Origin of the sequence: Nostoc sp. FACHB-152 (assembly GCF_014697475.1) — a bacterium.
GTDB lineage: Bacteria > Cyanobacteriota > Cyanobacteriia > Cyanobacteriales > Nostocaceae > Nostoc_B.
The window spans coordinates 25,876-40,797 of record NZ_JACJRV010000036.1 but is presented as its reverse complement, the minus strand read 5'-3'; the positions used below and the strand labels follow the sequence as shown (position 1 = coordinate 40,797).

At 42.5% G+C, this 14,922-nt stretch carries 13 protein-coding genes; 9 read left to right on the top strand and 4 right to left on the bottom strand.

Going from position 1 to position 14,922, the window contains the following annotated elements; all coding sequences use genetic code 11:
* Window positions 1–61: 61 nt before the first annotated feature.
* Together H6G76_RS21400 and H6G76_RS21395 are read left to right on the top strand one after the other, a co-directional pair.
* Window positions 62–2,389 carry a CHASE2 domain-containing protein gene (locus tag H6G76_RS21400; RefSeq protein WP_190705216.1) on the top strand — a complete coding sequence of 776 codons (2,328 nt, stop codon included), beginning with the start codon at window positions 62–64 and terminating at the stop codon, window positions 2,387–2,389.
* A gap of 10 nt (window positions 2,390–2,399) precedes the next feature.
* The gene (locus tag H6G76_RS21395; RefSeq protein ID WP_190705213.1) at window positions 2,400–3,278 is read left to right on the top strand and encodes a DUF928 domain-containing protein; all 879 of its coding nucleotides are present in this window, start codon (window positions 2,400–2,402) and stop codon (window positions 3,276–3,278) included.
* An 11-nt stretch (window positions 3,279–3,289) separates the two neighbouring features.
* Here the strand turns inward: H6G76_RS21395 and H6G76_RS21390 are convergent, their stop codons facing one another.
* Genes H6G76_RS21390 through H6G76_RS21380 form a run of 3 tightly spaced genes read right to left on the bottom strand, consistent with a single transcriptional unit; the run spans window position 3,290 to window position 9,650 of the window.
* Complete coding sequence (locus tag H6G76_RS21390) at window positions 3,290–5,947, bottom strand: CHAT domain-containing protein (RefSeq protein ID WP_190705210.1); 2,658 nt, start codon at window positions 5,945–5,947, stop codon at window positions 3,290–3,292.
* Between the two features lie 3 nt (window positions 5,948–5,950).
* Complete coding sequence (locus H6G76_RS21385; RefSeq protein WP_190705207.1) at window positions 5,951–9,070, bottom strand: S-layer family protein; 3,120 nt, start codon at window positions 9,068–9,070, stop codon at window positions 5,951–5,953.
* On the bottom strand, window positions 9,057–9,650 hold the full coding sequence (locus H6G76_RS21380) for a hypothetical protein (RefSeq protein WP_190705204.1): 594 nt from the start codon (window positions 9,648–9,650) through the stop codon (window positions 9,057–9,059). Before H6G76_RS21380 ends, H6G76_RS21385 begins: the two co-directional genes overlap by 14 nt.
* A gap of 322 nt (window positions 9,651–9,972) precedes the next feature.
* On the opposite strand from H6G76_RS21380, the gene H6G76_RS38270 reads away from it, so the two are divergent.
* The 7 genes from H6G76_RS38270 to H6G76_RS21350 all read left to right on the top strand — a co-directional run bounded on the left by H6G76_RS38270 (window position 9,973) and on the right by H6G76_RS21350 (window position 14,604).
* A complete protein-coding gene (locus H6G76_RS38270; protein WP_397333982.1) occupies window positions 9,973–10,101 on the top strand; it encodes a pentapeptide repeat-containing protein in 129 nt (42 codons plus the stop codon).
* The gene (locus H6G76_RS38265; RefSeq protein ID WP_397333981.1) at window positions 10,098–10,235 is read left to right on the top strand and encodes a pentapeptide repeat-containing protein; all 138 of its coding nucleotides are present in this window, start codon (window positions 10,098–10,100) and stop codon (window positions 10,233–10,235) included. The genes H6G76_RS38270 and H6G76_RS38265 overlap by 4 nt, the downstream gene beginning before the upstream one ends.
* A 325-nt stretch (window positions 10,236–10,560) precedes the next feature.
* Window positions 10,561–10,716, top strand: coding sequence for a hypothetical protein (locus H6G76_RS21370; RefSeq protein WP_190705202.1), 156 nt, complete (start codon window positions 10,561–10,563; stop codon window positions 10,714–10,716).
* A gap of 239 nt (window positions 10,717–10,955) precedes the next feature.
* On the top strand, window positions 10,956–12,512 hold the full coding sequence (locus H6G76_RS21365) for an NAD(P)/FAD-dependent oxidoreductase (protein ID WP_190705199.1): 1,557 nt from the start codon (window positions 10,956–10,958) through the stop codon (window positions 12,510–12,512).
* Between the two features lie 194 nt (window positions 12,513–12,706).
* The gene (locus H6G76_RS21360) at window positions 12,707–13,981 is read left to right on the top strand and encodes an FAD-dependent oxidoreductase (RefSeq protein WP_190705196.1); all 1,275 of its coding nucleotides are present in this window, start codon (window positions 12,707–12,709) and stop codon (window positions 13,979–13,981) included.
* Window positions 13,968–14,123 carry a hypothetical protein gene (locus H6G76_RS21355; RefSeq protein ID WP_190705193.1) on the top strand — a complete coding sequence of 52 codons (156 nt, stop codon included), beginning with the start codon at window positions 13,968–13,970 and terminating at the stop codon, window positions 14,121–14,123. The genes H6G76_RS21360 and H6G76_RS21355 overlap by 14 nt, the downstream gene beginning before the upstream one ends.
* Before the next feature lie 271 nt (window positions 14,124–14,394).
* Window positions 14,395–14,604 carry a hypothetical protein gene (locus tag H6G76_RS21350; RefSeq protein WP_190705191.1) on the top strand — a complete coding sequence of 70 codons (210 nt, stop codon included), beginning with the start codon at window positions 14,395–14,397 and terminating at the stop codon, window positions 14,602–14,604.
* A gap of 151 nt (window positions 14,605–14,755) precedes the next feature.
* Here the strand turns inward: H6G76_RS21350 and H6G76_RS21345 are convergent, their stop codons facing one another.
* Entirely contained in the window at window positions 14,756–14,893 is a 138-nt protein-coding gene (locus H6G76_RS21345; RefSeq protein WP_190705282.1) for a hypothetical protein, read from the bottom strand.
* Between the last annotated feature and the right edge of the window lie 29 nt (window positions 14,894–14,922).

The following is a 14,922-nucleotide window of genomic DNA, read 5'->3' as shown; positions in this document are numbered from 1 at the left end:
TCTGCTATATATACAACGAGATCATTCTGTTCTTCTTTGCACCTTTGCGCGAGAAAAAATTATGGGCAGGGTAGCAGTTCTAAAAATCGGTAAGGGAAACTTTCGCCAAGGGTTTGAAGTATCGCTAGAACTGAGGGAAGATGGCGGTTCTCCTTTGGGAGAAATTGAAGGTAAGCTCAGAGCTAATACAGAGATTGAAGGGTTGTATCTTTTATGGCAACAAGCCTTTCGGGATTTAACCAAGCTCACCCGTAATCATGGTTGGGAGATTGAAGAAAGCTTGCCGACAAATCGTGCCACTAGAGAGATTGCGGACGACTGTTGGCAACGGCTGCGACAAGTAGAGTTTAACTTGAATCAATGGCTGCAATCGTCAGGCGAACCGGGTTGGCAAAAAATTAGAGAACGATTAAGCAAAGAGCTAGCTATTAGGCCTGACACTCTGCGGTTAGCAATTAAAGCCAAAGAGCCAATCCTCTGGAAATTACCTTGGCATACCTGGGATTTGCTGTCAGATTATCCCAATGTTGGCATTAGCTATAGTCCGGTAGAGTATGAAATCAGGGAGAATACTAAACATCAAACTCAAAGCGATCGCATCCGGTTGCTAGCTATTTTTGGAGATCACCGCAATCTGGATTTAGAAGGCGATCGCCATGCAATTCAAAATCTAGCGCAAACAGAGTCAGTTTTTTGTTATCAGCCGTCGGCAAGAGAGTTAATTGCTCAACTGAGACAGCCCAAGGGCTGGGATATCTTCTTTTTTGCTGGACACAGCCAGACGGTAGAACAAAGGGGTCGAATTAGTCTTAGTGAAACAGAAACTATTGAAACTGATCAATTTAAATACGCTTTAAGCGAAGCAATTCAACATGGATTAAAAATTGCCATTTTTAACTCTTGTGAAGGATTGGGACTAGCGCAACAGTTAGCCCATTTACACGTCCCCATTATCATCGTCATGCAGGAGATAGTTCCAGATCAAGTTGCTCAATCTTTTTTGAAAGAATTCCTCCTGCAATATGCAGCCGGACAACCTTTATGTACTGCGGTGCGCCACGCCCAAGAACGTTTAGAGGAATTTACCGATTTACCAGGGGCTACCTGGTTACCAATGATTTACCAAAATCCCTCTGAGGTACCGCCAACTTGGCAGGATTTACGGCCGAAGCTTAAATGGCACGCCCAACATCAGCTTGATTGGCAGCATCTGCCACATATCTTGATGAAGAGTTTGGTAGCTACTGGCTTAGTCATGGCAGTACGGTTGTTAGGCGGACTTCAGTCAATGGAACTGTGGGCTTTTGACCAAATGACTCGCCTGCAACCCGATCAAGGAAGTGATGAACGGCTTTTGATTGTCAAAGTCACCGAAAAAGATATCCAGCAACGCCAGTATCCCCTGAGCGATCGCATAATTTTGCAGGCAATAGAAAAACTTCAGGGTTATCAACCAAGAGCTATTGGCTTGGATATCTACCGCGATTTACCAGTCGAACCCGGACACCGTGAGCTAGCCGCGCACCTCAAGAAAAACTCGCGCCTCGTAGCAATCTGTGAAGTCAGCCAACCGGAAGCTAAAGATGAGGGCAAATTTGGAGTTGCAGCCCCTGCGGCTAGTCCACCAGCCAATATCGGCTTTAGCGATTTGGTAGTTGATCCTGACGGCATAATCCGTCGTTATTTATTTCATTTAAATCCAGGTAACTCCCTTTGCCAGACATCTCAGGCCTTTAGTGCTGAATTGGCCTTTCGATATCTCTATTTTGAGGGCATTCAACCAGAAGCAACATCAGAAGGCAACTTAAAGCTTGGCTCTACAGTTTTCCTGCCCTTGGAAAGGCATACTGGTTTTTATCATAATATTGACTCTCGTGGTCATCAAGTTTTACTCAGTTACCGTTCCTTTCAAAAAGCCGCTAGGGAAGTAACACTACAAGAAGTTCTGAACAACCAGTTGAAATCGCAGTGGGTGAAAGATCGTATTGTTTTGATTGGTGTTACAGCCTCATCAGTTGGCGATCACTTCTTGACTCCCTTTAGTAAAGAACTGGAAAAAGAAATGCCTGGGATTGTGATTCACGCTCAAATGGTGAGTCAAATGCTGAGTCTAGCTAAACAAGAACGTCCTTTACTACGGTTTTGGCCCCAGGGCTTAGATGCTGTTTGGATTTGGAGTTGGTCAATAGTAGGGGGTTTATGCGTTTGGGGGTTTCACTCGCTGGTATATCGCCGAATTGCGATCGCCACAGGCATTGTAATTCTTGGTAGCGGTTGCTTTAGCTTGTTTGTGAGCGGTATTTGTGCGCCACTGATTCCATCAGTACTTGCTTTGGCGATCGCCTGGGGGATGACAACCAATTTAAAACGCAGCAACAATCAAGTTTAGGAAGGAAATTATGGCTAAGAAAAAGTTTTTTTGCTGGCAGATAAAACTAACTTTACTAAGTACCTTAGCACTTATTGCTTTGACTACCAGTAAGGGAGCCGCTCATCTTTCTCTAGACAACCCAAAAACGGTTGTAGATGCACGTCCGGCTGTTCCGTCCTCTGTTCCACAAAATTCCCAGCCACAACCCTCAACTCCTCCCCCAATACAGTTTAAGCGACCGCCACTTTCACCCAGAGGCGCACCCGGAAACCGAAAAGGCGGCGGAACTCGTGATGGACATAGTTGCTCTGCCTTGGAAATCAATGAACGTCTGTTAGCTTTAGTTCCTGTGGAATCAGAGCCAGAAATTAGTAATATTTGGGGATTGACCGTTGCAACCTCTCCTGTTTTCTGGTTTTATGTTCCTTATCTGCCTAAAGATATCAAGGCAGGTGAATTGGAATTATGGGACGAAACTGACCGTAACCCCAGAAATTACCAGCAAATTTATCAAGGAACTTTTACTGTCACAGAAACGCCAGGAATTATCTCTTTGAAGTTACCAGCGACAGTTAAAGTAGAGTCAGACAAAAATTATCATTGGTATTTATCTCTCGACATCAATTGCAATAATCAAATTCAATCAGTCGATGTCAATGGCTGGATTCAAAGAGCCAAATTGAACAATATTTCTTCTGTTGGGCAGCAATCATCACAGCGAGAGCGAGTTATGTGGTATGCCGAGAATGGGATTTGGTATGACGCTATAACTGAATTAGCTCAAATGCAGCATAGCCTTCAACAAGCAGACAATTTCATAACTGATTGGCAAAAATTGCTGCGAGATGCAGGCTTAGAAGAGTTGACAAACAAACCTATTTCTAATTGCTGTACTCTTGCGCCATGAAGAACCGAAAACTATAACCAATTACCTACTAAAACGAAGGGCGCCCAGTAATAAGGTAGCCGATAATTAGTATTAGGATGCTTTTCCATCAGATACAGTTGAGCTTGCCGTAGTGCTTGGGCTTTTGTTAATTTGTCATTCTGTAAAACTTTATAAAATTGAATAGCAAATGCAGCAGTAGAATCATCTTTGACTTGCCACAGAGTCGCTAGAGTACTACGCGCACCTGCTCGGACAGCAATTCCTGCTAAACCTAATGTTGCTCGTTTGTCACCAGTGGCGGTTTCGCAAGCACTGAGCGTCAATAATTCAATTGCTCGTGCATTGATGCGATCGCCACTTCTCAGCAATTGATCGAAATTCTTGGCTTCTAACAAGCGATCCCACAGTAAAACAAAGGTTTCGTCGGGGTTAGAACTGAAATTACCGTGAGTAGCCAGGTGAATCACAGAAAATGGAACCGACTCAACCGCCTTTCTTAAGTTGGCGGTGCTTAAATCAGAGTTCAGCAGTTTCTTACTTCTGGATACTTCAGCTTGAATTTGATCAAGTTCAATCGGCACTTGATTTAGAGAGTCAAAATTCTTACCTTCAACATAACGTCTTTCACTGATGCCTGCTGTCAAGACGTTGAGCTTAATCTGCGTCAAAGGTCGAGATTCGATTAGCTGTAAACCAGGGCTGAGAGCCAACGCATATTTCTGAACTAAATATTGTTTACCGTCATCAAGAACAGCCAGGGGAATATTCTGCAAAGAAAAATCTAATACGAATACTAAGGTATCAATACTGTTGTTAGCTAAATCAGGTTCAGCTTGGCGTAGCAGCCAGTTATATACTTTCTGAGATAATTGCGGCAGTTCTTTTGAAGGTTTAGGCTGAGTTAGCCTCTGTTGCAGTTGTTTTAAGGTACTTTCGACCTCTGCTTGAGAAACTAAAGTTCTGTAATGGAGTAACTGAGATTGTTTAGGTAACTTGAGAACGAACTCCAAGCGGTCAGACAAAACAATTCCGTAAAAGACGGCTGTTGGAGTAGCAGCACTGTCTACAATCTGATCAAGCTGTTCTGGTTTGGCTTGGGCGCAAGCATCCCGAAAGAAGTTGTCGAGTTCAGCTAGTTGTAGTGCTTCAATAGCTTCGCGGGCTTGCTTGAGATTTTCTTGGTTAGGTGTCTCGGCTTGTAAGAGTAAATTAACTAACTCTCGATAAACTGGTTCTACCTGCTCTCGAAAGCCAAATTGAATATCAGGGTTGAGGGTAACTAAATCACTGCGGAGCGATTGCAGAGATTTCACAGCTTGGGAGTAAGCCGCGATGGCTCCTGTAATATCATTTTCTTGTTTGAGTAGCCGTCCTAACTGCCACTGCCATTGGTAGCTGATATCAGCTGCTTGAATCTGTTGGGACAAATTGAGAGCTTTGGTTGTATATTCTTTTGCTTGTTGCCATTCGCCTCGCTGTTCATAAAACTGACCCAGATTTCCCAAAGCATAAGACTGGGTGCGGCTGTCTTGGAGATTTTCGGCTTGTTGCACTGCGGTATTCAACAAACTAATAATGATTGAGTTGGATGACTCATTTAAAGTTTTAGCTTGTGAAATCTGATTTTCTTTGTCTGCTGGTAAAGGGCAAATCGGTGTATTGCGTCGGAGTTGCAGACAAATCAGATTTTTCGCTAAGTTGACTTGGGCGTTCATAGTAGAGCGACCAGGAGGCAAAATCGTTAAAGGTTTGGGAATTTGCAATCCTAATTTCTGAGCCTGTTCCCACTGCTGAGTTTCAATTAGTAAGCTCAACCGATTTAGTTGTGCTTGCATCCTCAACTGGGGAAATTTATTCGCTGCAACTGTTTCTGTTTGTTGATAATATTCCAGAGCCTTTTGAGTTTGCTTTCGGACACGCGCTGTATTTCCTAAACTCAGCAAAGTTATGGTCTTGTCTTGGTGTAATTCTAATTTTTCGGCAATTGCTAAAGCCTGCACCAGCATCTTTTGCGAGGCTTCTAACTCTCCTGTTTGTTGAAAGATATCGCTTAAGGTGCGTAGACCAGTAATCTTCAAACGAGAGTCTGAAGATTGTTCTAAGCTTTGACTAATTTGCGTCAATAATTTTCTAGCTTGACGATAAAGCCCCAAAGTTTGTAGTGCTTGGGCTTGATTAATCTGACTACCCATGACACCAACAGAGTCGCCTGCTTCTCTGTAAAGAGTCTCTGCTGCTTGCCAAGTTTTAAGAGCTTCTTGAGCAGCATCATTTCCTAGTTGGGCTTTACCGCCTATTAGTTGCAGACGTGCCAGAGCGTTTAATACTTGTGCGCGAATACGACCACTTGCTTTACCTGAATTGTCTAGTAGAGATAAACTTGTATCAATTGCTGCTTGAGCTTGTTGCCATTGACCTAGTTGTTGTGTAGCTAATGAGACAAAGCTTAAGGCTAAAGCTTGATTAGTGCGATCGCCTGCTTGTTCATATTCTTGTGCAGCTTGTTGCCATATTTGAGATGCTGCTAAAAACTGACCAGCGTCGTAGTGTTGCTTACCAACTTGCATCAACGCCAATTCTTGATGTTGCGCTACTGGTTTAGCACTGACAGGGATTAGGGGGTGGATACCTAAACTTAAGAGTAGCCCTAAAAGAGCGATCGCCACGAACCGAATCAGCACTTTCATTTTTTAACTCCTACTGCTTTGCTTCCACCTTTGGCAGTCTAGGGGATGTAACCACAACCCTTGGGGAGTAGCTGTAACCGGGTTTGCCGTCAGCATCACATCACCATTCGGTGCTTTTATCCAACCTTGGGCTGCCACAATTGTTTGTGGTTGGTTGTCCTTGATATTTGGTTGCTCTCTCCTGGAAGCTGGCGGGAGTTGGGGCGAAACTGACTCACTCTCTTGGACTAAGCGTAAATCTTCCCAAGGAGCATTAGCTCTCAGCGGTTCGTTAGGAGAGGTGGGCAAACCGCCGCGACCCGTCACCACAAATTCGCTATTCTTCCCGACAACGCGACAGAAGTCTTGTTCAATCAGTCGAGAAACATCAACTAGATCTGTTGGTAATTCGGTTAATCCTTGAGCCGGGTCAGTCTCAGGTGTATTGATTTCTACAGTACCACTAAGCTCAGGTCGTCCTCCAGTAGCAGTAATGTCACTTGTCCTATCAGATGCAATAATTCGGCGTTGTGTGCCAAATATACCATTGGCAGCATAGATTGCTACTTTTCCGCCCTCAAAGTTAGCAGAGTTAGCACTTATGTCGCTATTTTGCAACGCAATGAGAAAATCGGTATTAATTTTGATATTGCCCCCAGGAATACCAGAGCCTTGGGCATTAGTGGTGATAGAACTTTGATTGCTGAGTAACACTAAGGGCGATTTTACATCTATATTTCCACCGCCTCCTGTAGTGTCAGCAGAAATTTTGCCGGCGTTATTGAGGGATATTCTCGATTTAGCGTCAACTTTTAAGTCTCCCGCAGTTCCCTGCCCAGCAGAACTAGCTGTTAGTGCAGCACCATCAGTAATAGTTAAAAAGTTAGTATTAACTGTGAGATTACCTCCCTTTCCGCTTGAGCCATCACCGACAGCAGTTGTCAACAAGCTGCGACCTACAATGTCGCTGGGTTGAGGGTTGTCCCTCGAAGTCCCACCCAGTTCTATAGAATTGGCATTTACAGTCAGGGAACCTGCGTTTCCGCTTTGAATACCAGTATTAATTGTAGAAACCGATGCTTGCGCTCCATCCTTTATTAATAACCGTCCAGTTGTAATAGCTAAGTTTCCCGCATTTCCTTGATTGGAAGTCCCAGAAATTACACCACTAGGAAATGGACGATTTTCTACAAAGTAAGAGACTGACGCTCCACCATATCCCAAAAGTTGTTGGATTTGAGAGTCCGTTACTCCTCGTTTTGATGTGCCAACAAGTTCTACGGAATCAGTGGCGTTAATAATTAAGCCGCCTCCCTGACCAGAGCCAGCAGTACCTGCCGAGATAATTCCTCCATTGCTGACCATTAGTTTTTTCGTATTAATAGCCAAATTCCCGCTATTTCCAGAACCCTGTGTTCCAGAAGCCAGTACGCTAGGAAAATTCTCTGAGGAAGTGCCAGTAAGTTCTACAGACTCAGAAGCATTAATAGTTAATTCCCCTCCTGGTTTATCGCCAGCAGTACCAGATGTTATCCATGCCCCATCACGGACAATCAACTGTCTAGTATTAAGAGTGAATTTGCCACCTGAACCGAAACCAGTAGTTTCATTACGCAATCCGCTAGGAACCTGACCCGCTACAGAAAATAGATATGATGGTGCATAATTAGCGGAAGTGCCACTAAGTTCTATCAGATTTCTGGCATTCACGGTTAAATTTCCTGCGCTACCTTTGGTTGTTGTACCTGCCGATATAACGGCCCCATTGGAGACAAGTAATTGCCCAGTATCAATCAATAAATTTCCAGCATTTCCACCTCCTGTTGGTAATTGCAGTTCACTTCCTGGAGGCAATTGATCAATATTGATATCAATGTTGCGAACATCAATCGATGCAGAAAATAAGCCAATAGGAGCGGGAAAAGATATATTTGAAGAGAATACAGGAACATCAACAAAAACAGTGGCATTTGATGAAGAACTGCCAGTTAGTTCTATTGAGTCAGCGACGTTCACAACCAGATCCCCAGCATGACCATCAGAAAAAGTAGCAGTGGCTACTATTCCATCTTCAACTATTAACTTCCCTGTCTCAACAACTAAATTACCGCCATTCCCGCTATCAAAAACAGCATTGTAAACAGAGCTATTTTTTATTGTTAATGCTCCTTCTGCACTGAGCATAAGATCTCCTGCTTGAGCGTTATTGGCTCTTTCACGTGGAGCAATGCCAGCACGCAGACTACTTCTTTCTAAAATATTTATATTCTGAGCATTGATAGCAATATTCCCACCACCGTCAGAGGCAACATTCACTTCAGCACCATTGGTGAGAAACACATCTGCTAGCGTTATATTAGCCGGAAAATCTAGTTTAAAATCGTCATTACTAATATTGAGATCAATTATCCCTTCTTGTGCTAATCCTCCTAACTCTACTCGCCCTCCCAATGCATTCAAAGAGCCACCATCTATTTTTACGTTGTCACCGATTAGCAGCAAACTATGTTTAGGGCCAACATTGAGATTACCGCTAACACTTAAAGGATATGAGTTATTTTGAATTGGAGCAGCAATTTGATTGAACAAAAATGCAGAAGGATTAACATTCAACAGTCCAAATGGCAGTTTCTCAACAGGATTTGCACTGAAAATTTCACCATTAGCCAACTTGATGGCATTTGCTGTTGTTCCTACAAATGAACCTTGAATATTCATGCTAGCATTTGGCCCAAAGTGAATACCATTGGGGTTCATCAAAAATAGATTCGCCTTCGCATTGTTTAATACTCCCAGTCTACCTCTAATTTCAGAGCCATTATTCCCTGTAACTCGAATCAAAATATTATTAATGCCATCAAGTTTCTCAAAATAAACTCCTTGTCTTGCCTCAATATTAAATTCCTTAAAACTATGTAAAATGTTAGCTCCTCGCTTGGCTCCTCGCTTGATTGTGAGCAGTGTTGAGGGAATGATCTGGTTAACAACAGAATTTTCTTGAACACCTAAGGTGTCATCAGGTATGAGTTGAGCAAGAACACAATTTATAGAGCCTGAGATGGGAGCATCAATAATTAACAAACTCCCTAAGCCTAGCAACCAGTTCCAATCTTTCCAGTTAATAAACGAATTATAAGAAAACACAAAACTCTCCAACAGCATTAAACGGAATGCCGAATTGTGCAAGGTCAATTACACCACCGGAAAACTTTAACAACAAAGGAACCCCCTGGACAATACCAACTAAATCTCCTGATGATGTAGATATATTTAAACTTCCGTTTACTACTTGAGAAGTGTAGTTCTGTGGCGATCCTTTTAGTACAATAATGTCATCGCCTTGGTCAAAGTTCTGAATCAGAGCATAATCTGTATCACCCCCACCAACATAAAATTGTTTAGGTGTGGGGGCTAATGAAGTTAAAGTAGGATGGCCAAGGAGAAAAACATCTCGTCCTTGCGTGCCAATTAGAGTATCTATCTGACCAACTCCAGCAACGGTATCTGGATTTGCTAACACTTCCAAGCCAAGCCCAGCGATGAGTTTGTTGTTACCAAAGCCAGTTATTGTATCATTCGCATTGGTTCCTAAAAAAAAGCCAAAGTATTCCGGATCAGATTGTCCAAACTGTTGATAGTGTTGTAATCCTGAACTAAAAAAGCCAGCATTAACAGCTGCCTTGACCTTAGGGTATGCTTGCAAGTAAGCTTGCTCATTGAACATAGCAATGCCTCCAGATAGTAATGGGAATATTAATAAAAAAAGACTATTTGAGCAGAGTCTGGCAGTTACTTCTAGGAGGTTAGAAGCATAATAGTATGAAAAAAGAACTATCTTAAGTTAATTAAGCGATCGCCAGATCTCTAGCCACAGCACCTAAGGAGTAAAATTTAAACTACTGTAAATTACAGTGACACCAACAACAGCACTCAGTTTTAGTTAACTATAAATTAAGTTATTAGCTGTTTACTATTTAATAATAAAACTGTAAGTTTATCGGCTGGCTAAAAACTTCTTAATATTTACAAAGTTTGGTGTTGCATAAATTCCAAATCAAGAGCGATCGCATCAACAAAGTTTTGATCGTCAAGACCTACGTGGCATCAATCTCAAAGGAGCTAATCTCCGAGATGCCAGCTTTATTGGTGCAGACTTGAGCGGAGCCAACTTATAAGATGCAGACTTATCCAGAGTCAGCTAGTACAAACCCAACTTGACGGCACAGACTTTACAGGTGCAACTCTCACCGGAGCATACATCGAAGATGGGAACATTACGACTGACACCCTTTTTGATGGAGTGAAGTAAAACCTTGTTATAACAATTGTTTCAGCCATTTTTAGTTGTGGAACCAGAAATTGATGAGCAAGTTGTTAGGGATGGATGGATAAACACGATCTTGCTTTGCAACCGTCCTCACAAGTTCCTCAATTTTTATACATATTCTGAACATAATAGAGATCAAAGAAGAAATTATCTGGCTTGGCGAAGCGGCTCATGTTCCTGTTATTTGGGCAACTCAAATACTAGAGAGTTTGGTAAAAGAGCGGATTATCTCAAGTGTGGAAAGCATGATGATGTTTTGAAAGAAGATGGTATTTGGATTTGCTGAAATTGCTTTCATACTGACAAAATGCCGAAGTCAAAATGTAAGGATTCAGAACCTAAAGCTAATCTAGGCATAGTCGGTGTGTTAATTCCAGCATTCATTATCGCAATGTTTCTAGTGATTGCTTTGGAAGAAAGATTACGGCTTGTACTTGGTTCTAGTCAAAATGTTAACCAATAACAGCGCAACATTATTAAGTAAGTATTAAGACTTTGGCAAGAGTGAGGAGGCTCAAACGCCGTCGGAGGCGATCAATTCACCAACGGGCGTTTCAATGGGACATACAGCAGATTGCAGGTAAATGAACTACAGATGTTAAGAACAAAGCCATATACTAGAAGACTTCTGACCCTATTGCCTATTGCCTGTTGCCTAGTACCTGCTGTAACTCAGATTTTTATTGTTCGAGGAACTCTCTTATGAAACCTGATTACTTGATTGTCGGTAGTGGTTTATCAGCATTAGTCTTTGGTGCTTTGATGGCAAACTCTGGCAAGAGTGTGCAAATTCTCGAAGCCCATGAGCATCCCGGAGGCTTTGGGCATACGTTTACAATGGCTAAAAAGTATACGTTTAACGCTCAATTTCACTATGTCTGGGACTGCGGTGAAGGGCAAACCGTCAATCGGGTACTCAAAAAACTAGGATTAGAGCAAGAAGTAACTTTTGAACGTTATGATTCGGAAGGCTTTGATCATATGCGAATGCCAGAGTATGCGTTAGATATTCCCTCAAAGCCAGAAGAACTGATCCAGCGATTATCTAATCTGTTTCCGGCTCATGGCGTTGGCGAAGCCTCTCGATCAGAGAATCGCATTTGCCAATTCGTCAACGAAGTAGAAAAGACTGGTGCAGGTTTGAAAAAACTCTCTCCACCGCTCAAGCCAATTGAACTGCTCAAACATTCAAATGAGGTATTGTGTGCCATCCAGTATCTCAACAGCACACTTCAGGATGTCTTTGATAAATTTCAGCTACCTCAAGCTGCTCAAACTTTATTAGCCCTGCAATGGCCTGATTTTTTGCTGCCTCCCAATCAACTCTCTTTCTATGCTTGGGTTATATTGTTTCGAGGTTATCAAGCGGGCGCATTTTACCCAACCCAGCATTTTGAGTATGTGATTAATTCGTTGGTCAATGTCATCGAATCACATGGGGGACAGGTGCTTCTCAACCAGGAAGTTACGAATTTTAGAGTCACAGACAGAACCGTTACAGGAGTTCAGGCGATGGATCTCACCACCCATCAAACCCATGAATTTACAGGTGACACCGTAATTTGCAATATTGACCCCAAAAAAGCCGCCAAGATGATCGGGGAATCGCAGTTTTCTAAAAGCGTGCGTCGAAAACTCAATTATGAATATTCGGCATCTAACTACATGGCTTATTGCGTCGTCAAAGATATCGACCTCCGAGAATATGGATTTGGCAAGTGGAATCTCTTTCATACAGGGCATCACGATCTAAATGAAGCCTTCGCGCAGATGTACGATCGCAATGATTTTTCTAATCCTAGTTTTGCTATCACAACGCCCACTTTATTGACTACAGCAAGTCGGGATTGCCCAGAAGACTGCCAGATTGTGGAATTCCTCACTGTTGCCAATTACAAATACTTCCAGGAATTACGGGAAAGCGATCGCAAAGCTTACAACCAGAAAAAGCAAGAAATCTTAGACTCCATCCTCGATGTTGTGGAAAAAAACTATGTACCGAACTTTAGAAAACACATGGTCTTCCACATCACGGGTAGTCCTACTACCAATGAGCGTTTTTGCTGGTGTCCTAATGGGAATTCCTACGGCTCTAGTTTGACACCGCGCAATATGGGTCTGGGGCGACTGAATCACGAAACCTCACTGAATCATTTTTATTTCTGCAACGCCTCATCTGGCTATCCGGGCTTTGCTGCCACTTTTTGGACAGGCGCACTGCTGTATCAACGGTTATCGGGCGACGTGATTTTAGGCTAATACCAATTCTTTGAGAAGCTGCACCAAATTTTCTTTCTTTGTGTCCTTTGCGGTAGCCTGCGGCAAGCCCTGACGCTCCTACGTCGCTACCGCTCCGCGTCTACGTTTTTCATATAGTTTGGCGTATGGCTAAACAGGCGATGTCTACGACGGGCTACGCCTACACACTTTATCTAATAAGTGAGAGGTAAATCATGAGAATTGCGATCGTTGGGGGAGGAGCCAGTGGCATGGTGACAGCTTATCTACTCGATAAACAAGGGCATCATGTAACTGTGTTTGAACGGCAATCTACTTTAGGTGGACATATTCGGACACTAAATAAGAACGTTCAGCCGAATCAATCCGATTGTAATGAAATTTTAGAAAATGGAGTTCTGGAATTTCCGACTGTGTTCCACAACTTCATCGCCCTCATGGAAGAGTTAGGGGTGGAACTAGAACCCGTAAATATGGGTTCAGCAATGTTTTTCAAAAATGGTAGCCACTATCTATCAAGAGTCACCATCCAGAAGAACTTCACAGGTATTCGCCGTCTGAGCGAATATTTACGCCTCGATACCCTTTATGCCCGTTCTGCTGGATTCTGGCTAAGAATGCAATTTGCTCACCAGCAAGATTTCTACAATCAGCCTTTGTCGCAATACTTGAAACGCCCCTGTCCTCGCAATACTTGGCTAAAATTGCTAATCATGTATAGCTATTCAATGCCGTTAGAATTGATTGATGATTTTCCGGCAGAATTGGCGATGCCTGTTTTACTCAACGATGTCGCAGTCAACTGGGTCAGGATTAAAGGCGGTGTGTATTCTTACATTGAAAAAATTCTGGCGCGATTTCAGGGAGAGGTTTTGCTGAATGTAGAGATTGACCGGATTTCCCGAACCTCGGATGGTGTGAAAATTGTGCGAAAGACGGGTGAAATTATGGAGTTTGATAAAGTTGTTTTTGCTACACCGCCCGACCAAGTGATGGCACTGTTAGCAGACCCAACTGATGCAGAAATTAAACGGTTTTCTGCCTGGAAAGCCAATTATGCAACTACCTTACTGCATACAGATAGTTCCATGTACGCCCGCTATGGCATTAAACGACCCTCAGAATTTGATTTTTTTCAGGCAGAAAGCCGATGGGGTTATAACAGTTACCTGAATCAGACTTGTGACATCTTATCGCCACCAAATTATTTTCTCTCTTTCCAACTAGAGGAGTTAATTGCACGCGATCGCCTCATTCACATTCAGGAACATCACACTCCATTGTATACCACTGAATCTTTGAGATACCGAGATGAAGTAATTGCCACTAATGGCGAGAACAACACCTATCATGCAGGAGCTTACCTTGGTGATGGCTTACATGAGGGAGCGATCGCTTCTGCCTTCCGAATCGCTCAACTGGTGCGATTAACCCAAGGCTTAATTTCTCTCACAAATCGCAAATCAACAGCACAAATTGTACAAAATTGATGAACTGATTCAAGACCTCACTCAGTCAGGTGCTTTTGCGAAGCAGGAAGAAGAGAAAGCAGAACTAGAAAGTAATATTTATGTGACTCACAAACCGAAAGAACTTATCCATGTTCCACATACTGGACGTGGCTTTAAATAATACTAGTTTGTTAATAGATAGTGTTTAGCGATCGCGCACATCTAATTTAATAATTCCTGGATTTTCAGTTGCTTACAACATATCGGTGGTAGTCACCATCATGTCAGCGTTAGGATGCAATATAAATATGCTGCTTTCACGCTTCGGTACTTTATCTGCTATTGATGAAGCATTAAGTATTTTTGCTAGTTTGAGTAAGTAAGTTGTAATTGTAATAGTATTAATCTACGAATATTATTCATCAAGCTACTTCAATAGCAAGGAGGGGGGCATGGAACCTGTAGAAGTAAAAACTACAAAAGGCGTTCATGTTGAGATAAATCCCGATGCGATTTCTGAAATAGTAGAAGTGGAAGAAGAACAGCCAGGATTTTTGTTTTTCCCTGGAAAAGAAGCAGAGTATGAAATTCACATGATGGACAAAGAAGTGTACCGGGTTACTCAAGAAGAACATAACAAATTAAGAAATTCCTCACAGTGAGTTTTGAATCTAGCCCTATCAGGACAGAGTTAGATTATCAAGCATTTGTCAATAATTTATAGGCATAAAAGTTAGTTAACTACGAACTCTGGGTGATTTGCTTCTAACCAGTTAAAAAATTAAGCGATCGCTAGTAATTCTCGATTTCAAATTAAGCGATCGCGGCTCGCCTGTATGTCAGATGTAACGCCCTAGCTACTAGTTGACCAATGCCATCATCACTACGCAACTCATTACCATAACCAATCGCGTAGGCATAGCTCGTCGTAGACATCGTATTGTAACTCATACTTTTTAGCTGTCTAACCTTGTTTTTAA

Bases quoted from the DNA above. Each gene is read 5' to 3' on its own strand.
- H6G76_RS21365 (WP_190705199.1), top strand. From the start codon at position 10,956: ATGAAACCTGATTACTTGATTGTCGGTAGTGGTTTATCAGCATTAGTC.
- H6G76_RS21360 (WP_190705196.1), top strand. From the start codon at position 12,707: ATGAGAATTGCGATCGTTGGGGGAGGAGCCAGTGGCATGGTGACAGCT.
- H6G76_RS21370 (WP_190705202.1), top strand. From the start codon at position 10,561: ATGCCGAAGTCAAAATGTAAGGATTCAGAACCTAAAGCTAATCTAGGC.
- H6G76_RS21395 (WP_190705213.1), top strand. From the start codon at position 2,400: ATGGCTAAGAAAAAGTTTTTTTGCTGGCAGATAAAACTAACTTTACTA.
- H6G76_RS21350 (WP_190705191.1), top strand. From the start codon at position 14,395: ATGGAACCTGTAGAAGTAAAAACTACAAAAGGCGTTCATGTTGAGATA.
- H6G76_RS21390 (WP_190705210.1), bottom strand. From the start codon at position 5,947: ATGAAAGTGCTGATTCGGTTCGTGGCGATCGCTCTTTTAGGGCTACTC.
- H6G76_RS21380 (WP_190705204.1), bottom strand. From the start codon at position 9,650: ATGTTCAATGAGCAAGCTTACTTGCAAGCATACCCTAAGGTCAAGGCA.
- H6G76_RS21345 (WP_190705282.1), bottom strand. From the start codon at position 14,893: ATGAGTTACAATACGATGTCTACGACGAGCTATGCCTACGCGATTGGT.
- H6G76_RS21400 (WP_190705216.1), top strand. From the start codon at position 62: ATGGGCAGGGTAGCAGTTCTAAAAATCGGTAAGGGAAACTTTCGCCAA.